Consider the following 23179-nt stretch of genomic DNA (forward strand, 5'->3'; position numbering starts at 1 on the left):
TCTGCTGGTTCAGAAAGATCATCCCTTGATGATCTGCCATTCGCGCTGCCAAGCGGAATAATCCAGGCAATTATATTTACCATTGCCGCAATCCTTTCGAGGGGTTTTCCAGAACTTGATCTGGTCGAAATAAGAGGCCGGAGCGTTGGCGTGGTACTGAGCGCAAGAGCCGGGTTGCTGGGCGTCCATCTCTTTACAGGCCAGGGTGTTGGCCGGGGTTTCACCGAAATAAATCGCTTGCTCCGCCTGCACTTTAGGCGTGGTAACCCAGTTGATCCATTCATAAGCACAGTTGGGGTGCGGGGCCTTGGCGGCGATCATCCAGGTATCCGCCCAGCCGGTGGCACCTTCCTGCGGGATGGTTTCAGCCACCGGCACCTTGGCGGCCTGCAGCGTGTTGGTCTGGTAGGGCCAAGCCGCGCCCACCACAGCATCGCCAGAGGTAAAGAGCTGAATTTCGTCCGATGCCAGGGCCCAGTATTTCTTAATGAGCCTGGACTGCGCCTTGAGCAGCTTCACAACCGCGTTCATCTGCGTCTGGTTCAGCTCATACGGGTCCGTGATGCCGAGCGCGGGGTCTTTCTTGGACAGGTACAAAGCTGCGTCCGCGATCTGGATGGGGTTATCCGGCACGGTGATCTTGCCCTTATATTTCGGGTTATAGATCACGGACCAGGAGGAGGGCGCCGTGGGGAACACCTTGGTATTGTAGAGCAGCGTGTTCGGTCCCCATTCATACGAGACGCCGTAATGCACGCCCTTCACGGTGTTGAAGGCCGGGCTCTTGAGTTGGGGGATGAAGTTCTTCCAGGCCGGGATGAGCGCTATGTTGATGGGCTGCACGTCGTGGCCGTAGATGAGCCTCAGCGTGGCATCGCCGGAGGCGGAGACGACATCGTACTGGTTGCCGCCGCCGGAGCGCATCAGCGCCACCATTTCGTCTGACGAGCCAGCATATTTGGCGTGGACCATGCAGCCGGTGGCGGCCTCGAAGGGTTTGACCCAGTCATCCTGCGCGTAGCCTTCCCAGGCGATCACGTTCAGCACGCCTTCTCCCTTGCCAATGGCCTGCAAAGGCTCAGCCGCTGCCGCGCCCTGGACGAAAGGCAAAGACACCGACAGGTATAAAGCCAGCTTAGCGAGTTTACGTTTAAAACCGTCTCTCATCATTGCTCTCCCTTGTTGCTTGACCCACCAATGGCAACCGAGGCCGCTCGCGGCCAAGCCACCGTTACCGCATCCCCCGGCGCGAAGCGCAGAGCGCCTTGCACGGGCACGATATTCGCCTCCATCACTTGCATGGTGCCGCCAGCCTCCAGCGCCACGATGTAACGGGTGACAGCGCCGAGATAGACGGCCTCGCGCACTAAACCGTGCCGCTTCTCGAACCCTTCCGGCACCGCATGGGCATGGGGGAGAAGATGCAGCTTTTCCGGCCGCAGCAGCATGTTGCCGAGAATGTTCGAGGAACCGACGAAATCCGCCACAAATTCACTGGCCGGGCGCTCGTACAAATCATACGCGGTACCGACTTGTTCGATTCTACCTTGGGAGAATACGGCGATTCGGTCTGACATTGAGAGCGCTTCATCCTGGTCGTGCGTGACGTAGATGAAGGTGATGCCAGTTTCGTGCTGGAGGCGTTTCAGCTCCTGCTGCATCTGGTGGCGGAGTTTGAGGTCCAGGGCGCCCAAGGGTTCGTCCAGCAGCAGCACGCGGGGGCGGTTGACCATGGCACGTGCTAGGGCAACGCGCTGGCGCTGCCCGCCGGAGAGCTGGGCGGGTTTGCGGCCCGCGAAATCCGCTAGTTGCACGGCGGCCAGGGCTTTTTCAGCCTCCTCGTGGGCCTCGGTTTTTGGCATTTTCTTGGCGCGCAGGCCATAGGCGACGTTTTCAACCAGCGTGAGGTGCGGGAACAAGGCGTAATCCTGAAACACCGTGTTCACCGCGCGTTCAAACGGCGGCAGGGAGGCGACGTCCTGGCCATCCAGCAAAATCCGCCCGGAATCCGGCCATTCAAACCCCGCGATGAGGCGCAGGCTGGTGGTTTTACCGGACCCGGAGGGGCCAAGCAGGGTGAAAAACTCCCCGGCATGGACAGTGAGATCCACACGCGAGAGCGCCACCGCCCCACCATAGCTTTTGGCCACCCCTTCGAGTTGCACAATCGGCTGCGTCACCTGCGCACCTGCCTTCACGCGGTCATATCCCGTATTGTCCATAATAGCAGGATTGCCATGCGATCTCCGCTATTTTGTTGACCTGTGAACACAGGCGGGGCTGGCTGTATTCTGGGGTCAACCGGATTTTCCGGCGAACGGTCATAGTCTCGCCTGACCTTACCCGTGAGGAGACACATGCCCGACCATTTGAAGTTTTATATTAACGGTGCGTGGGTAGACCCTGTGGTACCCAACCGCATTCCGGTTATCGACCCCTCGACCGAGGAAGTTTTTACCGAAATTTCCGGTGGTTCAGCCGTCGATGTGGACAAGGCGGCGGCAGCCGCGAAAGCGGCGTTTAGGAGCTATTCCCGCTTCTCCCGCAAGGAGCGGCTGGAACTGATGGAAGCCTGCCTTGCCGCCTACAACAAGCGCTATGACGAAATCGCCGAGGCGTGCGCGAAGGAAATGGGCTCGCCGATTGGCTTTGCCAAAGAGGCGCAGGCCTGGGTGGGCCAGCAGCATTTCATGGCGACGATTGAGAAGCTCAAAACGTTTGAGTTCTCTGAAAAGCGTGGCAGCACCATGGTGGTGAAGGAGCCAATTGGGGTTTGCGGGCTGATTACGCCCTGGAACTGGCCGCTGAACCAGATTGTGTGCAAGGTGGCTCCTGCCTTGGCCGCGGGCTGTACGATGGTGTTGAAGCCCTCCGAGATCGCGCCCATCAACGCGCTGATTTTTGCCGAGGCGATGCATGAGGCGGGCGTGCCCGCTGGCGTGTTCAACCTGGTAAACGGTACCGGGCCAGAGGTGGGCCAGGTAATGGCCGGGCACCCGGATGTGGATATGATGAGCTTCACCGGCTCCACCCGCGCGGGCACCATTGTGGCGCGGGAGGCGGCGGCGACGGTAAAGCGCGTCTGCCAGGAGCTAGGTGGGAAATCCGCCAATATTCTGCTGGATGATGTGGATTTGGACAGCGCGGTGCGCCAAGGGATTGGCGCGTGCTTTATCAATACCGGGCAATCTTGCGACGCGGCGACGCGGATGCTGGTGCCCGTCAGCCTGCATGACAAGGCGGTGGAAATTGCGGTGGACGAGGCGAACAAGCAAACCCCCGGCCCTGCTTTTGCCAAAGGCACGGTGCTGGGGCCGCTGGTGAGCCAGATGCAGTGGGACAAGGTGCAACGGTTGATCCAGGCCGGGATTGATGAAGGCGCAACGCTGGCTTGCGGCGGCACCGGGCGGCCGGATGGGCTGAATAAGGGCTATTTTGTCAAACCCACCGTGTTTGCCAATGTGAAGCCGGGCATGACCATCGAGAAGGAAGAAATTTTCGGGCCGGTGCTCTCGATTATGCCGTATGACACGCTGGACGAGGCCGTGGAGATGGCCAATGACACGGTGTATGGCCTGGCCGCCTATGTGCAAGGCAAAGATATTGAAAAAGTCCGCAATGTGGCAGCGCAGATGCGGGCGGGCTCGGTGTTTCTGAACTACCCGGACATGGATTTTTACTCGTCTTTCGGCGGGTACAAGCAGTCCGGCAATGGAAGGGAATATGCTGACTGGGCCATGCACGATTTCTTGGAGATTAAGAGCATCGTGGGGTACGGGGGGTAGTTAAACTTTGGTGTGCCGAGCGGGACGATTCGGCACACCAAACCATTTTTTTGCAATTTTAAGAGACAAGAGACTCGAAAATCCATTGATAACACTTCAAAATTAAATCGCAGAATATCCGCTATGCGAATTATGTCGGGATATGCGAGTACATTTGCTAGGCTTTTTTGCCTTTTTATTGGCGACCATAAATTAGTCGGCATTCGCCAAAACAGACAACGAGATGGTTTATGTTCAAGGAAGTGTTAACGATAACGACACTTTAGGAAATCAAAGTCTTTTTGATGTAAAAGAAGCTATCACCAACTCACACCGTTATCTTTTATCTCAAAGTCTCGACACAAGCGAATACCAAATCATATTCGTAAGTGTTCCAGATTCTCCAATGACAGACGGCTCTCAGCTTTCATCCGCCTACTCATACGTTCCTCTTGCACAAGTTGTCGGCCTAAAGGAGAATTTGGATATCTTCCTTACGAACTATTTGGGAGATTGTGGTTACGAGCGCATCACAGGTTGTTCAAACAGCATCGTAGTTTCTACCCTAAATTATTTTGATACAGCAACTTCGAACTCAAACTAAACACAAAGAGACTTTATTGTTGTATAGATGTTTCTCACCCCACCTCAAACACCTTCACCTCCACCAACTTGGGACGGCGGACGACCGTGGCGAGGAAAAGGGGGCGAGTGAGCCAAGTTAGGCTGGGGTCGGCGGTTTCAAAGCGCGAGGTGGTGCGGAGATGAATCTGCTCGGGCTATACGGGTTCGCCGCGTGTGATTTTCTCCATCAGTTCCGGCACGCCCTAGCGCAAGCCGAGATTGGTGATATAGAGCACCGCCCCGTTCGCCATACGGGCGACGTAGCGGGCGTCCAGCGTGGTGTAGCCGTCCGCGCGGATAAGCTGGTAATCCGCTCCGGTGAGCAGAATCTCGCCTTGCAGATTCGGCCCCTAAATGCGCTCGCCCCGAATCGACACCACACGGCGCAGCCCCTCCCCGGTTTCGCCTATGGTAATGGGAGCCCCACCTCCACAAAGATATCCGCCACGAATGTAAGCGCCAGTGCGTTCATTATCTGCCCTCCTGGTTGCAGGCTCCAGGCATCCACAATGCAGTTTGGGCGCCCAGCCCCGGTTGCGCTTGCCTGCCACCCCAATCCCAGCCTACTCTTCCCCATCAGAGGAAAAACGCCGACCGCGGGCAAACCGGGCGGAGGACCAGAAAAATGGGTTTTGAGGCAGGGCAGGATGCTCAGGTGGCGTTGTGCGCCACGGCTGGGCTGCTGCCCCTATTAAGGGCGCTGGGTGCCGACGCAGACCGGATCTTCGGGCCTGCGGGGATTGATGCGGGCCATTTGAACGCCGGCAATGAGGGCAGGCTGGCGTTGTCTTCTTACGTGGAGGTGATGGAGCGCGCGGCCGGGCTTTCAGGCCGGACCGATTTTGGGCTGCTCTATGGGCGCTCCTTCCCGGCCTCTTGCCATGGGCTGGTGGGGGATATTGCGCTGGCGGCCCCCAGCATCGGCATGGCGTTGCGGCAGTTTACGGATTTGTTTCCGCTGCACCAGGAGGCCAGTGAGGCGCGACTGGTGGAGGAGGCAGGGCTGTTGCGGCTGGAATACCGGATTTTGGACTGGCGGATTTTCGAACGCCGGCAGGATGCGGAACTCACCATTGCGATGTTCCAGAATTTGCTGCGGGAGGCGTATGGGCCCGGGTTCCACCCGGCCGAGGTGCATTTTGAGCATCCCGAGCCCGAGGGGCGGACCACGCATGAGGCGGTTTTTGGCGCGCCGGTGTTTTTTGGCCAGCGGACTAATGCCATCGTATTCCGGCCGGGTGATCTCTCTCGCCGGATGCCTGGGGCGGATGCCGCGCGGTTCGCCCGGTTGGCGGCGGAAGCGTATCGGCGCCGGCTGCCCAAGGGCCGGGTGCCGCTGGAAGCGCGGGTACGGGCGGAAATACGCTCCCGCCTGCCGGATGGCTCGCCGCCGATTCTGGAGGTGGCGGATGCGCTGGGGCTCGCGCGCTGGACCCTGCAACGGCGCCTGAACGAGATGGGGCTGACCTATGCCGAGGCGGTGCAGGATGTGCGCAAGGCCCTGGCGGAGAGCTATTTACGGGAGCCGCATCTTTCCATCTCCAGCATCGCGCAGCTTTTGGGCTATGCTGAACTCAGCCCGTTCTCGCGCGCCTGCCGCCGCTGGTTTGGCGCCCCGCCGGAGCAGATTCGGGCGCAAAAATGGCTCGCCTCTTGACTTGACCGGCTAAGGAGGGCATTGCCTGCCCTGGTTAAAACCGCCGTGCTGCGAGGGTTCGCACCACGGCGCGTTTCGCGTTGTGCGAAAGCACACTAAACGCTGTTGTGGAGATCAGATCACATGTTCGACAATTTGTCGGGCAAATTCGGGGATATTTTCGAAAGGCTCCGCCGCCGCGGGGCGCTGTCGGAGTCTGATGTCAACGACGCGCTGCGGGAAATCCGTCTTGCGTTGCTGGATGCGGACGTCGCCTTGCCCGTTGTGAAGGATTTCGTCGCCAAGGTGCGGGAACAGGCAGTGGGCGCGGAAGTGCTGCGCTCCGTCACCCCCGGCCAGATGGTGGTGAAGATCGTCAATGATGCGCTGATCGAGGCGCTGGGCGGCATGACGGTGCCTCTGAACCTGAACGCCCCTGCCCCGCTGCCGATTTTGATGGTCGGCCTGCAGGGCTCAGGCAAGACCACCACCTCCGGCAAGATCGCACTGCGGCTGAAGACCCGCGAGCGCAGAAAGGTGCTACTGGCAAGCTTGGATACGCAGCGCCCGGCCGCGCAGTTGCAGCTTGAGCAGCTGGCTCAGCGGGCCGAGGTGACGAGCCTGCCGATTATCGCCGGGCAGCCCCCACTGCAGATCGCCAACCGGGCGATGGATACGGCGCGACGCGAATCCTACGACGTGGTGATTCTGGATACGGCCGGACGGCTTTCCATCGACCTCGCGTTGATGGAGGAGGTGAAGGCGATCCGCGCCGCGGTGAACCCGGTGGAAACGCTGCTGGTTGTGGACGCCATGACCGGCCAGGACGCCGTGACCACCGCCACCGCCTTCAACGAGGCCGTGAACATCACAGGCATTGTGCTAACTCGGCTGGATGGCGATGCTCGCGGTGGCGCGGCCCTTTCCATGCGCTCCGTTACTGGCGCACCGATTAAGCTGATCGGCCAGGGTGAGAAGCTGGATGCGTTGGATGAGTTCAACCCGGAGCGTATCGCCGGGCGGATTCTGGGCATGGGCGATATCGTTGGGCTGGTGGAAAAGGCCGCCGAGACGATTGACAAGGTTGAGGCAGAGAAGCTCGCCAAGAAGATGGCGAAGGGCAAGTTCGACCTTGAGGATTACGCGGCACAGTTGAGGCAGATTTCCAAAATGGGGTCGCTCTCCGGGATTCTGGGGCTGCTGCCGGGGATCGGCAAGATGAAGCAGCAGATAGAGAACGCGAATCTCGACCAGACCGTGTTCAAGCGCCATATCGCCATCATCAATTCAATGACACCGGGTGAACGCCGGGCGCCGGATATCATGAAGGCCAGCCGCAAGAAGCGCGTGGCGGCGGGGTCCGGCACCTCTGTGCAGGATGTAAACAAGCTGCTGAAGCAGTTTGACGACATGGCAACGATGATGAAGCGGATGAACAAGATGGGCGGCCCGGAGGCGATGATGCGCCAGATGCAAGCCGCCATGGGCGGCGCCAAGGGCGGCCGCAAACCTTTCTGATTTTCACGATTTAACCAAGGAGTTCCTATGTCTGTTAAGATTCGCCTGTCCCGCGCCGGTGCCAAAAAGCGTCCGTTCTACCACATCGTGATCGCCGACGTGAACGCGCCGCGCGATGGTAAGTTCATTGAGCGCGTGGGCACCTACAACCCGATGCTGCCCGCCGACCACGCCGACCGCGTGACCCTGAAGACCGAGCGTCTGCAGTACTGGCTGGGCAATGGCGCGCAGGCGACCGACCGCGTGGCCCGCTTCCTCGCGAAGGTTGACCTAGTGAAGACCACCGAGCGCGCCGAGCAGCCGAAGCAGTCCGCGCCGAAGAAGAAGGCCCAGGAGCGCGCCGCCGCCAAGGCCAAGGCCGAAGCCGCCGCTTAATTCAGCAAGGGCGTAATGGAAGACCGGCTGATCCTGATGGGTGTAATTGGCAAGCCACATGGCGTGCACGGGCAAGTGCGCGTGCATTGCTATGGGGAGGAGCCTGAGCTTCTCGCCGAGCATGTACTTGCCGACGCTAAGGGGCGGCGTTTCGCGCTTGAGTGGGCGCATGACAATGTCGCCTGGATCAGCGAGGTTTCCAACAGCACGAAGCGCCGGATCACGGACCGCGACGAAGCCGCACGCCTCACTAATGCCGAACTGTTCCTCCCTCGCTCCGTTCTGCCGGAGGTCGAGGAAGAAGAGTTTTATCTGGCCGATCTGATCGGACTTGATGCCCTTGATGAGAGTGGCAAGATACTCGGCAAAGTGGGGAATGTACTGGATTATGGCGCAGGGGCCAGCCTGGAGCTGTCTCCGGGTGGGCGGCTGATTCCCTTCACCAAGGCCTGTGTGCCGCAGGTGAAAATCGCGGAAGGTTATGTGGTGGTGAACCCGCCGCTGGAAGTGGACGCAAAGGAGGCGGGCGAATGAGTTGGCGCGCAGATGTGCTGACCCTCTTCCCAGCCATGTTCCCCGGCACGCTTGGCGAGTCTCTCGCCGGGCGGGCGCTGGAGGAGCGAAAATGGAGCCTGAAAGTCACGGATATGCGTGATTTCGGGCTGGGCCGCCACCGCGCGGTGGACGACACGCCGTTTGGCGGTGGTGCGGGCATGGTGCTACGCCCGGATGTAGTGGATGAAGCCATCGGCTCCGTGGCGGATGACAGACCGCTGATTTTCCTCACCCCGCGCGGTGCGCCTCTTACCCAGGCGAAGGTGCGGGAACTGGCGGAGGGGCCGGGCACAATCCTGGTCTGCGGCCGGTTTGAGGGGATCGACCAACGTGTGATCGAAGCCCGGCAGGGCCAGGAGATCAGCATCGGGGATTATGTGCTCTCCGGTGGGGAACTGCCTGCCCTGGTGCTGCTGGATGCGGTGATCCGCCTGCTGCCCGGCGTGATGGGGCATGCGGAGAGCGGCACGGAGGAGAGTTTCTCGCTCCCGCTGCTAGAATACCCACATTACACCCGCCCCGCCGAGTGGCAGGGCCACGTCGTACCAGAGGTGCTGACCTCCGGTAACCACGCCGCTATCGCCAAATGGCGGCAGGGGCAGGCCGTCGCCATCACGCAAAACCGCAGACCCGACCTTTACGCCCAATACGTTGCAACCGGCGCCGCCGCGCCTTAAAGACCCTTTTCGAGAAGGACCCAACCATGAACATCATCCAGACGCTCGAAGCCGAGCAAATTGCGAAGCTGACCGAGAACAAGAACATCCCCGCCTTCGGCCCCGGCGACACGCTGCGCGTGAACGTGACCGTGAAGGAAGGTGAGCGCTCCCGTATCCAGGCCTTCGAGGGCCTTTGCATCGCGCGCTCCAACCGCGGCATCAACTCCTCCTTCACCGTGCGCAAAATTTCCTACGGTGAGGGTGTGGAGCGCGTGTTCCCGCTCTATGCGCCGATCATCGCCGACATCAAGGTGATGCGCCGTGGCGATGTGCGCCGCGCCAAGCTGTATTATCTGCGCGGCCGCCGCGGTAAGTCCGCCCGTATCGCCGAGAAGGCCCGCGAGGTCACCGAGACCCAGGCCGCCGAGTAAGACGGCAACGTTGCCCCGGCCAAGGGCAACGCGCCCTTGCTGATTTTTTAAGCGCGAACGCCCATATCGGGTGTCGCCTGGGGCCAGGAGGACGATGTCCTTCTGGCCTTTTTTAACTTGGGAGAGCTGTATCAAATGCCCCGGACCTTATTCGACAAGATTTGGGATGCCCATGTGGTGGACCGGATGGAAGATGGCACCTGCGTTCTCTATATCGACCGTCATCTCGTGCATGAGGTAACCAGCCCGCAGGCATTTGAGGGGCTTCGCCTAGCAGGCCGCAAGGTGCGGAGGGTGGAAAACACCATCGCCGTGGTAGACCATAACGTGCCTACCAGCGCGGAACGGTTGACCGAGGTGAACGAGCCGGAAAGCGCGCTGCAGATTGCAACGCTGGAGCAGAATGTGAAGGATTTCGGGGTGACGTACTTCCCGATGTCCGACGCGCGCCAGGGGATTGTGCATGTGATCGGGCCGGAACAGGGCATCTCCCTGCCGGGCATGACCATTGTCTGCGGCGACTCTCATACCTCTACCCATGGCGCGCTGGGCGCGCTGGCTTTTGGCATCGGCACCTCCGAGGTGGAACATGTGCTGGCCACCCAAACACTGCTGCAGAAACCAGCCAAGAACATGCTGATCCGCGTGGAAGGCAAGCTCCCGGAAGGCTGCACGGGCAAGGACATCATGCTGGCGATAATCGGCAAGATCGGCACAGCGGGCGGGACCGGGCATGTGATGGAGTTCGCGGGGGAAGCCATCCGCGCGCTGGACATGGCCGGGCGCCTGACCATGTGCAACATGAGCATCGAAGCCGGTGCGCGCGCCGGCCTGATCGCGCCAGATGAGACGACCTTTGAATATATCAAGGGCCGGCCCTTCGCGCCGCATAACGCGGATTTCGATGCCGCCGTGGCCTACTGGAAAACCCTGCCCAGCGATGAGGGAGCGCATTACGACAAGGTGGTGGAAATGCGCGCGGAAGATATTATTCCGCAGGTCACCTGGGGCACCAGCCCCGAGACTGTGATTCCAGTGACCGGCAGCGTGCCCAATCCGGCGGATGAAAAAGACCCCGCCAAGCGCGCCCAGATGGAGCGGATGCTCAATTATATGGGCCTGGAAGCCGGACAGAAGATTGAGGGCACGAAAGTCGACGTGGTGTTCATAGGTTCCTGCACCAATTCCCGCATTGAGGATTTGCGCGCCGCCGCCGCCGTGGCCAAGGGCCGCCATGTGGCCGAGGGCGTGCGCGTGTTGGTGGTGCCGGGCTCCGGCCTGGTGAAACAGCAGGCGGAGAAGGAAGGTCTGGCGCAGATCTTTACCGATGCGGGCTTTGAATGGCGCGAGGCGGGTTGCTCAATGTGTCTGGGAATGAACCCCGACAAGCTGACACCGGGCCAGCGCTGCGCCTCCACCTCCAACCGTAATTTCGAGGGCCGTCAGGGACCGGGCGGGCGTACTCATCTGCTCTCCCCCGCCATGGCCGCCGCCGCTGCCGTGACCGGCAAAATAACCGATGTGCGGGAGCTGATCTGATGGATAAATTCACCACACTGACCGCCATTACGGCGCCGCTGAATATCGACAATATTGATACGGATAAGATCATCCCGGCGCGGTTCCTGAAGACCATCAAGCGCACCGGCCTTGGCAAGAGCGCATTTGCCGATATGCGCTATACCGCCGACGGTGCCGAGAACCCAGATTTTGTGCTGAACCAGGAACCTTACCGCAAGGCGGAGATTCTAGTGACGGGCGATAATTTCGGCTGTGGCTCCTCACGCGAGCACGCCCCTTGGGCGCTGCTGGATTTCGGGATCCGCTGCATCATCGCGCCAAGCTTCGCGGATATCTTTTTCAATAACAGCTTCAAGAATGGCATTCTGCCGATCGCGCTGCCGGAAGAGATCTGTGCCCAGCTACGTGAGGATGCCGCCATGGGCAGCAATGCCAAGCTCACCGTGGACCTGGCCCGCCAAGTGGTAATCCGCCCAAATGGCGAGGAGATCCCATTCCAGGTGGACCCGTTCCGTAAGCACTGTCTGCTGAACGGGCTGGACGATATCGGCCTGACGCTGGAGCACGCCGTCGCCATTGACAGCTATGAGGCGAAAATTCCCTCTTGGCAGCCCAAAATTCAGGGAGCTTAATAGATGATTGCCAATAAGAATCTGCTGCTGATGCCGGGTGACGGGATCGGCCCCGAAGTGATGACCCAGGCCAAGCGCGTGCTGAACTGGTTGCAGGAAACCAAGCGCGCCTCTTTCAACATTGAAGAAGAGCTGGTGGGCGGGGCGTCCATCGACGCGCATGGCGTGCCGCTGACAGATGCGGCGCTGGCGAAGGCCAAGGCAGCGGATGCGGTGCTGTTCGGCTCTGTCGGCGGGCCGAAATGGGACAAGGTGCCGTTTAACATCCGCCCGGAAGCCGGACTGCTCAAGCTGCGCTCGGAATTGCAGGTGTTTGCAAATCTGCGCCCGGCTAAAGTGTTCGATGCACTAGCGGCGGCGTCCTCGCTGAAGCCGGATCTGGTACGCGGGCTGGATATTATGATCGTGCGCGAGTGCATCGGCGGTATTTATTTCGGTGAGCCGCGCGGAATCGAGACCCTGCCCAACGGCGAACAGAAGGGCGTGAACACAGAAGTTTACACCACCCACGAAATTCAGCGCGTGGGCCGTGTGGCGTTTGAGCTAGCCCGCAAGCGCCAGAACCGCGTGTGCAGCGTGGAAAAGGCGAATGTGATGGAGGCCGGGCTGCTCTGGCGCCAGGTGATGACCAAACTGAAGGCGGAGGAGTTCCCAGATGTGGAGCTCTCCCACATGTATGCCGACAACTGCGCCATGCAGTTGGCGAAGAATCCGAAGCAGTTTGACGTGATTGTGACCGGCAATCTGTTTGGGGATATTCTCTCCGACCTCGCCGCCATGCTCACCGGCTCGCTCGGGCTGCTGCCTTCCGCGACGCTCGGGGCTAAGGATGCCTCCGGGCGGATTCCGGGCTTCTACGAGCCGATTCATGGCTCCGCCCCGGACATTGCGGGAAAAGGTGTGGCCAACCCGCTGGCGGAAGTTCTGAGCCTCGCCATGCTGCTGCGCTATTCCTTCGACATGCAGGAAGACGCCGACGCGATTGAGGCCGCCGTGGAGCGCGTTCTGGCCAAGGCCGGCCGCACACCAGACATTAAAGCCGAGGGCCGGCCCACCATTTCCACCTCGGAAATGGGGGATGCGCTGATTGCGGAGCTTCGGGCAATTTAATTTGGTGTTGGGGGTTGCCTGTCCGCGAAGGTTCAGTTACATCACCGCCCACGACGCGCTCGTAGCTCAGCTGGATAGAGCATCAGACTACGAATCTGAGGGTCAGGAGTTCGAATCTCTTCGAGCGCGCCACGGAATTTCTTGAACATCATGCGAAAACGGGCCGGTGAAATATCACCGACCCGTTTTCTTTTTGGGGGGTCGCCCACCATAGACCGCCCGAAAGGACTCGTACCGCTGGTCGATCTACTCAGCCTCCTGCCCTCTCAAACATAAATAGCAGCGTCTCCATTTCAGCTTGACGTGCAAGCGCAGGCGACAGCAAAGCGGGTAGTCTCATTTGCCTGGGCTGATAAGGCGTAAAGAAGCGAGGCGTTTACCGTCTCGCATTTTGGCGTTCGGTGCCGGATGGTGGGATCATAACAAGCCGCTACCGGCAGCATCGAAGCCGTAACGGCCTTCATTAGGTGTATAGGGCAAAGAAACTCTATAACTGCCCCAAAGCCGATTAACGGGCAGTTACAGGCGATATACAGCCGCTAATGACCGCCTTCAGAGGATTGTGCCGGGGGCTGGGAGGGCGCGGCTTTTTTGCTGGGGAAGAAACGCTCACTGAAACGTTGCAGCACCACATAAAAGACCGGCACGAACAGCACCGCGATACAGGTAGAGGCCAACATGCCGCTGGCCACCGCGATGCCTATGGACTTACGGGAGTTAGCACCTGCGCCGGAGGCGAACACCAGCGGCATCACGCCGAGGATGAAGGCGAAGGAGGTCATCAAGATCGGGCGAAACCGCACCGTGGCGGCCTTCACCGCGGCATCCACGATGGAGGCGCCGTGGAATTGCCGCTGCTCGCGCGCGACTTCAACCACCAGAATGGCGTTCTTGGCCGCGAGCGCGATGAGCAGAACAAGACCAATCTGGGTGTAGATGTTATTCGCCAGCCCCAAGGCAGTCAGAGCCGCCACGGTGCCCAGCAGTGCCAGGGGCACGGCCAACAGCACCGTTATGGGTGTGATCCAGCTTTCATACTGTCCGGCGAGAACCAGATAAACCAGCAGCAGAGACAAGGCGAAGATGATGGTGGTGGCGCCGCCCGCCAGACGCTCCTGGTAGGCGGTGCCGGTCCATTCAAAGCCGAATCCTTGCGGCAGAACATGGGCGGTAAGATCGTCCATCACGTTTAGCGCCTGACCGGAGCTGTAGCCCGCCGCCGCTTGGCCGTTGATCATGGCCGAGGGGTAGGTGTTGTAGAGCGTAATGATCGGCGGGCCGAAGGTCTTGGTGACATTGGCCACGGTGCCCAATGGCACCATCTGACCATTATCATTACGGATCGCGTAATTGCGCACCTCTTGCACGCTCATCCGCGCGGAAGGTTCGGCTTGCACGTAAACCGGGAAAACCTGCCCGTATTTCGTAAACAGATTCACATAAGACGAGCCAAGATAGGTTTGCAGCGTGCTGTAAAGGTCGCTGGCGGAAACGCCGAGGGCGCGGGCCTTGGTGAGGTTGAGGTTGGCCTCAAGCTGCGGCGCCTGGGCGCGGTAAGTGGTGAACAGATTATTAAGGCCGCTCTGGGTGTTACCGTCATGGTCCACCAAATCCGCCACATGCTGTAGCTTGGAATAGTCGAAGCTGCCGTCACGCAGTTCCACGACGCCCTGGAAGCCGCCGGAATTGCCCAAACCTTGAATAGGCGGCGGCGGCACCACAACCACCTTGGCGGCAGTCTCGTCACGCGCTAGCTTGCTCAGCGCCTTGTAAACGGGCAGCAGCCCCCATTTGGAACCGCGCTCATCCCAGGGTTTGAGCATGACATAGATAGCGCCGGCATTGGCGAGGCTGGCACTATTATCCATCACCGAAATGCCGCTGATGGTAATGTCGCTCTCGACATAAGGCTGCTTGAGGATCTCTTTGCTGAGATTAGCCAGCACCGCATTGGTACGGCCGATGGACGCAGCATCCGGCAGTTGGATGCTGAGCACCATATATCCCTGATCCTCCAGCGGCACAAAGGCGCTGGGGATGCGGGACAGGCCAAAAACCGCGAGCGCGATGAGCCCCAGGCCACAAAGGGCAAGCAGCCCAGCTCGGCTGACCATGCGGGTGATCAGCCGAGTATAGGCGGCCTCAGCCGGATAATAAACGCGGTCGAAGGCACGGAAGATGATATTCTTTTTCGTGCCCGGCTTGGTGGGTTTCAGCAGCAGGGCGCATTGGGTGGGGCTGAGGGTGAGCGCGCTGATGGCGCTAATGAGCGCCGTGGCGGCGATGACCAGCGCGAACTGCGCGTACATCTGCCCGGTGATGCCCGGCATGAACGCGGCGGGGATGAACACGGACATCAGCACCAGCGTGATGCCGATGATGGGGCTGGTCAGCTCCTTCATCGCTTCGATGGCACTGCGTTTGGCGTCCAACCCCGTGGTTTCCATTTTGTGCGTGACGCCCTCAACCACCACGATCGCGTCATCGACAACGATACCAATGGCAAGAACGAGGCCGAACAAGGTCAGCAGGTTGATACTGAAATGCAACGCCGCCATGGCTGCAAAGGCGCCAATGATGGTGACCGGCACAGTGGTAGCAGGCACCAGCGTGGCGCGGAAACTTTGCAAGAAAAGGAGGATCACCGCCAGCACCAAGATGCAGGCCTCGAACAGGGTTTTATACACCTCATCGATGGAGGCCGTGACGAACACGGTGGTATCGAACGGGATGCTATAGGTCATATCCTTAGGAAAGGATTTTGCCATCTGCGCGACGGTAGAACGGACCTCCTTGGCCACAGTAAGAGCATTCGCGTCGGGGCTTTGGTAGATACCGATGGCGGCGGTGGGCTGGCCGGAAAAATTAGCCTCCATATTGTAATTAACGGAGGCCAGCTCGACCCGCCCAACATCGCGCAGCCGCACGATCCGCGCCGCGCCGCCGCCATTATCACCGGATTTGATAATGATATTGCTGAACTGGGTGGGGTCCGAGAGTTGACTGGGCACGTTGACCGTGAGCTGGAAGGCCTGCTTGCCCGCTGTAGGCGGCGCACCCACCTGCCCTGCCGGCACCGCGACGTTCTGGTTACGCAATGCGGTCAGCACATCGGCGGGGGTGAGGCCGAGCGATTGCATCTTCGCCGGGTCCAACCAGATACGCATGGCATACTGGCCGGTGCCAAACACTAGCACATTACCCACGCCCGGCAGGCGCGCCAGCGTGTTCTGCATGTTGATGAGGGCGTAGTTGTTCAGGAACAGCCCGTCATAAGTATGATTTGGCGAAGTGAGCGTGATGAACTGCAAAATCGAGGTGGATTTCTGCTGCACCACCACGCCTTGCGCCTGCACGGCCTCGGGCAATTTGGCCAGCGCCGCGGAAACGCGGTTTTGCACAAGAACCTGCGCGAAATTCAGATCCGTGCCGACCTTGAACGTCACCACGAGCGTGTAATTGCCCGAGCTGGTGCTGGTGGACTGCATATAGAGCATGTCCTGCACGCCGTTGACCTGCTGCTCGATCGGCAGGGCCACTGTGTTGACCAGCGTTTTCGCATCGGCGCCAGGTTCGGAGGTGGTCACCTGGATGGTTGGCGGCACGATCTGCGGATATTGCGAGATTGGCAGTGCGCCGATGGCCACCAAGCCGATCACAATGAACAGAACCGAGATGACGTTCGAGAGAACCGGATGCTCGATAAAGAATTTCGACATCATGGTCAGGCGTCCGGCTGCTGCGCGGCGGGAGCTTTGATGTCCTTTTCTGTCGGCTCAACGGCATTACCAGGGGCGGCGTTCTGCAAACCATCCACGATCACCTGCGCGTCAGCGGTGAGACCGGTAACGGCAACCATGCCATCCTCCTCAATGCCGGTTTTTACGCGCTCCTGCTCGACGATGTTGTTTTTGCCGACGACATAGACGTAGGAACCGGCTTGGTCGCTCATCAATGCGGCCTCGGGCAGGGCGAGCTTGTTAACCGGCTTGCCGAGCGGGATCTGCCCGCGCACGAACAGGCCCGGCAGCAGAATGTCTTTATCGTTCTGCAATTCGGCACGCACCTGGATGGTGCCAGTGGCGGGGTCTACGCTAGGGGAGACGTAATCAATCTTGCCCGCAAAGGGGTAACCGCTGTCTGATTGCAAGCCAATATCAATAGGCGCGCCTTTCACGTCGCTGGGGTTCAGACCTTCCTTAGACAGGGTCTGGCGGATGTTGAGGGCGTCCAACTCGCTGACGTTGAAGTAGACATAGATCGGGTTGATCTGCGTGATGGTGGCCAGCGTGGTAGCCGTGCCATTGCCGACGAGATTGCCTTCATCGACCAGATGGCGGCTGATGATGCCATCAAACGGCGCGCTGACGGTGGTGTAGCCGAAATTGATGGCAGCGAGTTGCTCGTTCGCCTGCGCCTCGATCACCTGGGCCTTGGCGGAGTCACGCTGGGAGAGCCATTGCTCGACATTCGCCTGGGAGGTGGCTTTCTGAGCGTACATAGTCTCCTGACGGTCGTACTGGGACTGCGCGTAGATAACCTGAGCCTTGGCACTGGCCACGGCAGCCTTGGCTTGCTGAAGTTTGGCGGCGTAGGGGGCGGGTTCGATGACGAACAGCTTCTGCCCCTTTTTCACCACGCTACCGTCGGTAAAGTCGATCTCTTGCAGATAGCCTGCCACGCGCGCGACCAGTTCAACCGAGTTGACCGCTACGGTGTTACCGGTGACGTCCAGAAATTTCGTCATCGGCATGGAAACCGGCTTGCTGGTGACAACAGGAGGTGGAGGGGGGGCCTTATAACTGTTGCTCTTGCCGCAACCGGAGAGGTTCAGCACCAGCAGCCCTGCCCCTGCCAAACCAAAAATAGGCCTCAATGCAAAGCGATTCCGCATGTTTCTCACCAGCTCGGCACGTAGGTTTGTTGAATTTGCTCCCCTTTGGTCGCCGGGGCGGCGTGGTTCTGGGGCGTCAGCAAGCCGCCCCAGTTGGTGCGCTTGGCCATGTCCGCCTTGATGCTTTCCGGCACCACGTCATGACCCTTGGCGATCTGCCAGCCGCCGCCGAGCGCCGCGTAAAGCTGGACCAGAGCGGTTGGCACCTGCCCCTGCGCCGAGGCCAGGGAGTTCTGCACCTGAAGCTGCGCCTGCTCGGCATTCAGCACCGTAGTATAATCCGATGCGCCATCGACATAACGAATCATGGCCAGTTTCACGGATTGCTGCGCGGACGCATTGGCGGCGGTCAGCACTCTGACGCTCTTTTCCGCCTCGATATAGGCGGCGATGGCGTCTTCCACCTCTTGCTGTGCTTTCAGCACCACATTCTGATAATTCAGGATCGACTGCTCGAATGCGGCGTCCTGGGCGCGTACTTGGTTGGTAAGCTGGCCGTAATTAAAGATGGGAATTTGAATAGAGGGACCAATGGAGACCGTGTGGCTGGACCATTTGAACAAATCCCCCAGTGAGGCACCGTTGGCATTGCTTGATTCAAAACCGAACGTCCCGGAGAGCGATAAAGCCGGGTAAAGCTGTGCCTTGGCCACGCCAAGATCTGCACATTGCGCGGCGGCTTCTTCCTCGGCCTGCTTCACGTCTGGGCGCATCCGCAGCAGGTTTTTGGGGATGCCGACTGAAACATCCACGGGCGCGGTGGGAATGGGGGCACTTCGCCCCACAAGCGGCACGATCTGGTCCGGCGTCATGCCCAACAGCACAGCCAGCGCGTCCTCCTGCGTGACGAGTTGGGCCCTGAGAGTGGGCACCGTGGCCTCGGTGATGTTGAGCTGGGTTTGTGCCTGCTCAACATCGAGCTGGCTGGTCTGGCCGGAATTGTACTGCACCGTAGCGATACGCAGGCTCTCTTGCTGCGCGACCACGTTAGCGTTGGCGACGGCTATCTGCTCCTGCAAGGTGCGGATGGCGATGTAGGTTTGCGCGACACTTTGGGTCAGGCTGACCAGTGCCGCGTCGTACGCGTCAATCGACCCCAGGAAATTAGCGTTCTGCGCCTGGATGGCGCGGCGGTATTTGCCCCAGAGATCAATCTCCCAACTAGCGCTCAGCCCTAGGGACAAGTCCTGGAAATTCACCTGCGCCCCCGGAATATGGGTAGGCGAGGCATGGCTTTGGGTCGAATCCTCATAAGCGGCGCTGACAGCTTGCTGCTGCGGGTAAAGCTCCCCCACCGCGGCGGCAAGTTGAGCACGAGCCTGAAGCACATGCACGCCCGTCTGCTGCAAAGTGAGGTTATGCTGATAAGCGAGCGTGATCAGCTTGTTGAGCACAGGATCGTTGAAACCGTGCCACCACTCAGGGTCATTCGGCGCGCCCTCTGGAAGGGTACCGTCAATGGACCGGTATTGCCCGGCAACAGATGCCTGGGGAGTTTTAAAATTTGGCCCAACCATACACCCGGCCAAAAATAAGGCCGGAAGGCAAGCAAAAGCCATGCCATACCGCATCAGCGCTTCCTACTCCCCAACCCAAACGCCATCCCTTAATCCCTCCGAATTATTTTGTAGCATTATCAATAGAATGGTTGACAGAGCTTAATGCACTTTTTTTGCGATAAAATTCATACTATTACGAAACTGTCTTATTACCGGCCGTACACTTGGCCGATCTTTTGGCATGCCTGCAACGCAAAACAGGCTGAGCTTCGAGGTTCAGCCTGCCTTATTATCAGTCGGGCGGTGAAAACGCCGTTGCCATCACCCAGGGCGCCCCGAACCGTTTATTCAATTCGGTGACCGCCTTCCTGTATATGGATTGGCCTAAAAAATTAGGACAGCGCCGTGACCTCGCGACGGAATGCCAAGCTGTCGCCCCAATCTTCTGTCCACACCCCACTATCGAGCTCGCGCGCATAGCGGTGCCCGGCGAAGGTAGCCCAGGCGATAGGCCCCGGCGCGGCGGCATCGCCGATTAACCGCACAGAGCGGATGCCGGCCTCTGCCCAGTCCGCCTGACGGGCCCGAAGGGCATGATAAAGCCCGTCAGTCTGCTGGCGGGAGGCAACCATAACGAGCGATTCGGCCTCGACCATGCCACGCTGGTCTGTATAGGTGCAGTTGGTTTCAACGGCTCCAGCATGGATGGACGCAAGCCCCGTATTCAGGACGATCTTCACCCCCGCCTCAATCAGGCGGACATGAATAGCACCTTGCTCCAGCGTGTTACGCGTCCATTCCGAGACAAAAGCCGAGGGGGTGATGAGCGTAACTTCGTGCCCTTCCCTGGCCAACCATTCGGCAAGGACGCCTCCCATATAATAATGGTCATCATCAAACAGCACCACACGGCCGGTGGGGCGTTTGCCGTCCATGAGGTCATCTGGTGTGAAAACCGGCATGGCCGCGTCCGCCGGAATGGGCACGACATGCTGGCGTGCCACGCCATCCGCCCGCCAGCGGCTGCCCGTAGCGATGCAGATATTCTGAAACCCGAAGGCCAAAACGTCATCAACGCTCAACGCCGAGCCGGGATAAAGCTGCACATTCGAGCGCTGGCCAATTTGATACAGACGGTAATCCATCACCCGCCCCCAGGCGGACAGGCCAGGCAGCAGACGCTCGCGCGCCACGCGCCCGCCAAAGCTCTCACGCGCTTCGGCAACCGCCACCTCATAACCACGCAGGCTCAAGGCACGCGCGGCCTCCAGCCCCGCCGGGCCGGAGCCGATCACCAGCACGCTCTCCGACGCGCCTTTGGGCTCGATCTTTTCAGGATGCCAGCCGCGCCGCCATTCCTCCATGAAGGTCGGGTTCTGAGTGCAACGACTTACAGACATCGTCATATCTCCGGTGATGCAGATATTGCAGCCGATACATTCACGAATATCCTCGACACGCCCCTCATTGATCTTTTTCGGCAGGAACGGGTCCGCGATCGAGGGACGCGCGCAGCCAATGAAATCAATTACGCCTTGGCGGATCATCCGCGCCATCACATCCGGCGAGGTGAAGCGGCCGACGCCGACAACGGGCTTCGCGGTGAGTGATTTGATGCCTTTGACCAGCGCTTCCTGCGCGGCTTCCTCCTTGAAGCGGGATGGACCCGAGCAATCCTCCCAGGTGCCATGAGCAAGGTCCCAAAGATCCGGCAGATCCTTGTTCATCTCGATAAATTCACGCAATTCGGCATTTGAGAAGCCAAGCTGACCGATGGTTTCATCCAGGCTGACGCGCAACGTGATGGCCATGCTGTCGCCCACCGCGTCCTTCATGTCAGCAATCACTTCATTCACGAAGCGCGCGCGGTTTTCCAGGCTGCCACCATATTCATCCGTACGCTGGTTGGTTGCACGCGAGAGAAAATGCTGGAAAATACCAAAGCCATGAGCCCCATACAGACAGATGAGATCAAACCCCGCGATCCGGGTGCGCTTGGCCGCGTTGACGAACCAACGGCGTAGATTGCGGATGTCGTTCTTATCAAGCGCGCGGGCCTGCACCGGGTCGTTGGTGAAGGTGCGGATGGGAAGCGCGGTGGGGGCCAGCGGCACTTCCTTGGTGTAGAAATTCGGGCCATTAATACCGGAATAAGCCAGTTCAACCCCCGCCAGCGCACCATTCTGCTTCATGGCCTCAGACATGCGGCGCAAGGCGGGAATATCCGCATCCTCCCAGAGCCGCAGCTCAATGAACGGGGTAATTTCAGATGTTTGGTGAATTTCAGCTTGTTCAGTGAAAATAACGCCCCAGCCTCCTTCGGCCTTGATGCCCCGCATGGCCGCCACGGCGGAAGGGTCACGATACCCGCCGCCATTGCAATGCGGCACCTGGTAAAATCGGTTTTTCGCCATTAACGGGCCAATGGCCAGAGGGTCAAACAGAATATCGTAGGCGGGATTTCGCAATTTTTTCTCCGTTTTCAAGGACGAAAAAACCCGCGGGGAATGCCGCGGGTTTCAAGTTTATCTCAGCTTCAGTCAGCCATCTCCGGCAGCGCCATGCCTTGATAGGCAAGATAGCCGCGCTGTTTGATGATGTGGTCAGCGATGAATTTGGCATCGTGCCACACCCCCCAGATGAAAGAGGAGCCGCGCCGCGACTGCCAGGGCAGACCCAGGAAATAGAGCCCCGGTTCAGCGGAGACGCCGCGCTGGTGCTTGGGCGTACCGTTTTCGTTAAAACAGTCAAGCTTCAGCCAGTTATAGTCGGAAACAAAGCCGGTGGCCCAGATGATTGTGGAAATTCCGGCCTCTTTTAGATTGAGCGCGCGTATGGGCGTAGTCACACATTCAGGGTCGGGCGGAATGATTTTGGCTTCCGGTTCCTCTGGCAGATCAAGCCCGTTGCGGACCACATAGGCATCCGCCTCTTCCAGCAGGCTAAGGTAATTTCTGTCGCCTTTGGCAAGATTGGAGGCAAGGTCGGAGGCAAAGCTGAGCATGCCGTCCTGGCAAGCCTCGGTCCTGCCGAGCAATGTCATGCCTTGCGCGGCGAGGCGGCGGAAATCGATTGTCTCGCCGCCATTGGCACCGCTGACCGCGATGGTCACATGGTCCGTGGTGGGCGGTGCCTCGGCGTCCCATTTATTCAAAACGCCCAGCCACCAGCAGAAATCCCGGCCACGATAGCGCCGGGGAGGCCGGTCATGCGGGCCAACGGAAAGATAAACCCGCCGCCCCGCACGCAGTAGCTCATCAGCAATTTGTACGCCCGAGGAACCACTGCCCACCACCAGCACCGCGCCCTCCGGCAGTTGGGCGGGGTTGCGGTAGGCGTTGGAGTGGAGTTGCGTGAGCCCTTCAGTCTCCGGGACCAAAGTCGGAATCACGGGATTTTGAAATGCGCCGGTGGCGACAACGACATATTCAGCGTCGAACAGGCCATTCGATGTTTCCACCTTGAAGCCAGGGCGGCCCTGATTGCGCTGCACGTGGCGCACCGTCACACCGCAGCGGATATTCGCGCCGATCTTTTCCGCATAAGCTTTGAGGTAATCAGCAACTTCCTCCTTGGGTACGAAGGAATCCGGTCCATGACCGGAAAATTCCATGCCGGGAAAGCGGTCATGCCAAGCGGGACCATTGGCGACCAGGGAATCCCAACGGCAGCTTCGCCAACGCTCGGCGATTCGATTTCGTTCCAGAACGAGGTAAGAGATGCCGTTCCGGCCAAGGTGTTCGCTCATCGCGATACCAGCTTGGCCCGCACCGATCACAAGCACATCGATATGTTCAGTCACCATCAACCTTGTTTCACTTTCCAATAACAGGCTGAGGTTACACAAGCGCCAGGCGCAGGGGCAGAAGCAATTTCCTATTCAATGCAAAGGCTAAACTGAAAACCCCCGGATAACGGCAGCAAAACGCCAACGGCACGGGCAGGCTGCCTAAAATGGCGG

At 59.5% G+C, this 23179-nt stretch carries 17 protein-coding genes, 1 tRNA gene and 1 pseudogene; 11 read left to right on the forward strand and 8 right to left on the reverse strand.

The features are described from left to right. Nucleotides 1-18: 18 nt before the first annotated feature. Together BUB54_RS03780 and BUB54_RS03785 are read right to left on the reverse strand one after the other, a co-directional pair. Nucleotides 19-1170 carry an ABC transporter substrate-binding protein gene (locus BUB54_RS03780; protein WP_241869384.1) on the reverse strand — a complete coding sequence of 384 codons (1152 nt, stop codon included), beginning with the start codon at nucleotides 1168-1170 and terminating at the stop codon, nucleotides 19-21. Continuing rightward, nucleotides 1167-2222, reverse strand: a complete 1056-nt coding sequence (locus BUB54_RS03785; protein WP_048879055.1) for an ABC transporter ATP-binding protein — start codon at nucleotides 2220-2222, stop codon at nucleotides 1167-1169. Before BUB54_RS03785 ends, BUB54_RS03780 begins: the two co-directional genes overlap by 4 nt. Nucleotides 2223-2357: 135 nt before the next feature. On the opposite strand from BUB54_RS03785, the gene BUB54_RS03790 reads away from it, so the two are divergent. Next, nucleotides 2358-3785 carry an aldehyde dehydrogenase family protein gene (locus tag BUB54_RS03790; RefSeq protein ID WP_048879054.1) on the forward strand — a complete coding sequence of 476 codons (1428 nt, stop codon included), beginning with the start codon at nucleotides 2358-2360 and terminating at the stop codon, nucleotides 3783-3785. A 617-nt stretch (nucleotides 3786-4402) separates the two neighbouring features. On the opposite strand, the pseudogene BUB54_RS21995 reads toward BUB54_RS03790, so the two are convergent. Continuing rightward, nucleotides 4403-4729 (reverse strand): annotated as a pseudogene (locus BUB54_RS21995) (DUF3237 family protein). A gap of 284 nt (nucleotides 4730-5013) precedes the next feature. Between BUB54_RS21995 and qhpR the strand changes: the two are divergent. The 10 genes from qhpR to BUB54_RS03845 all read left to right on the forward strand — a co-directional run bounded on the left by qhpR (nucleotide 5014) and on the right by BUB54_RS03845 (nucleotide 12957). Continuing rightward, nucleotides 5014-6045: an AraC-like transcriptional regulator QhpR gene (qhpR, locus tag BUB54_RS03800; RefSeq protein ID WP_048879053.1), complete on the forward strand. Its 1032-nt coding sequence runs from the start codon at nucleotides 5014-5016 to the stop codon at nucleotides 6043-6045. Nucleotides 6046-6168: 123 nt separating this feature from the next. Continuing rightward, nucleotides 6169-7542 carry a signal recognition particle protein gene (ffh, locus tag BUB54_RS03805; protein WP_048879052.1) on the forward strand — a complete coding sequence of 458 codons (1374 nt, stop codon included), beginning with the start codon at nucleotides 6169-6171 and terminating at the stop codon, nucleotides 7540-7542. A 27-nt stretch (nucleotides 7543-7569) separates the two neighbouring features. Beyond that, complete coding sequence (gene rpsP, locus BUB54_RS03810; protein WP_048879051.1) at nucleotides 7570-7917, forward strand: 30S ribosomal protein S16; 348 nt, start codon at nucleotides 7570-7572, stop codon at nucleotides 7915-7917. Between the two features lie 15 nt (nucleotides 7918-7932). After that, nucleotides 7933-8451: a ribosome maturation factor RimM gene (gene rimM, locus BUB54_RS03815; protein WP_048879050.1), complete on the forward strand. Its 519-nt coding sequence runs from the start codon at nucleotides 7933-7935 to the stop codon at nucleotides 8449-8451. After that, nucleotides 8448-9149, forward strand: coding sequence for a tRNA (guanosine(37)-N1)-methyltransferase TrmD (gene trmD, locus BUB54_RS03820; RefSeq protein WP_048879049.1), 702 nt, complete (start codon nucleotides 8448-8450; stop codon nucleotides 9147-9149). Before rimM ends, trmD begins: the two co-directional genes overlap by 4 nt. 26 nt (nucleotides 9150-9175) lie before the next feature. Continuing rightward, entirely contained in the window at nucleotides 9176-9562 is a 387-nt protein-coding gene (gene rplS / locus BUB54_RS03825) for a 50S ribosomal protein L19 (protein WP_048879048.1), read from the forward strand. A gap of 135 nt (nucleotides 9563-9697) precedes the next feature. Further along, nucleotides 9698-11101, forward strand: a complete 1404-nt coding sequence (leuC, locus tag BUB54_RS03830; RefSeq protein ID WP_048879047.1) for a 3-isopropylmalate dehydratase large subunit — start codon at nucleotides 9698-9700, stop codon at nucleotides 11099-11101. Next, on the forward strand, nucleotides 11101-11715 hold the full coding sequence (leuD, locus tag BUB54_RS03835; RefSeq protein ID WP_048879046.1) for a 3-isopropylmalate dehydratase small subunit: 615 nt from the start codon (nucleotides 11101-11103) through the stop codon (nucleotides 11713-11715). The genes leuC and leuD overlap by 1 nt, the downstream gene beginning before the upstream one ends. Nucleotides 11716-11718: 3 nt before the next feature. After that, entirely contained in the window at nucleotides 11719-12825 is a 1107-nt protein-coding gene (gene leuB / locus BUB54_RS03840) for a 3-isopropylmalate dehydrogenase (protein ID WP_048879045.1), read from the forward strand. Between the two features lie 55 nt (nucleotides 12826-12880). Further along, nucleotides 12881-12957, forward strand: a tRNA-Arg gene (locus BUB54_RS03845). 407 nt (nucleotides 12958-13364) lie between these two features. On the opposite strand, the gene BUB54_RS03850 is transcribed toward BUB54_RS03845, so the two are convergent. From BUB54_RS03850 to BUB54_RS03870, 5 genes are all read right to left on the reverse strand, one after another. Then, nucleotides 13365-16547, reverse strand: coding sequence for an efflux RND transporter permease subunit (locus BUB54_RS03850; RefSeq protein ID WP_048879044.1), 3183 nt, complete (start codon nucleotides 16545-16547; stop codon nucleotides 13365-13367). Between the two features lie 2 nt (nucleotides 16548-16549). Next, on the reverse strand, nucleotides 16550-17683 hold the full coding sequence (locus BUB54_RS03855) for an efflux RND transporter periplasmic adaptor subunit (RefSeq protein ID WP_217652428.1): 1134 nt from the start codon (nucleotides 17681-17683) through the stop codon (nucleotides 16550-16552). Nucleotides 17684-17724: 41 nt separating this feature from the next. Continuing rightward, complete coding sequence (locus BUB54_RS03860) at nucleotides 17725-19290, reverse strand: efflux transporter outer membrane subunit (protein WP_048879042.1); 1566 nt, start codon at nucleotides 19288-19290, stop codon at nucleotides 17725-17727. Nucleotides 19291-19610: 320 nt separating this feature from the next. Continuing rightward, on the reverse strand, nucleotides 19611-21686 hold the full coding sequence (locus tag BUB54_RS03865; RefSeq protein WP_048879124.1) for an oxidoreductase: 2076 nt from the start codon (nucleotides 21684-21686) through the stop codon (nucleotides 19611-19613). A 68-nt stretch (nucleotides 21687-21754) separates the two neighbouring features. Continuing rightward, nucleotides 21755-23023 (reverse strand): flavin-containing monooxygenase, encoded by a 1269-nt coding sequence (locus BUB54_RS03870; protein ID WP_048879041.1) that lies wholly within the window; start codon nucleotides 23021-23023, stop codon nucleotides 21755-21757. Nucleotides 23024-23179: the final 156 nt, after the last annotated feature.

Origin of the sequence: Acidocella aminolytica 101 = DSM 11237, assembly GCF_900129125.1 — a bacterium.
In the GTDB taxonomy this organism is placed as follows: domain Bacteria; phylum Pseudomonadota; class Alphaproteobacteria; order Acetobacterales; family Acetobacteraceae; genus Acidocella; species Acidocella aminolytica.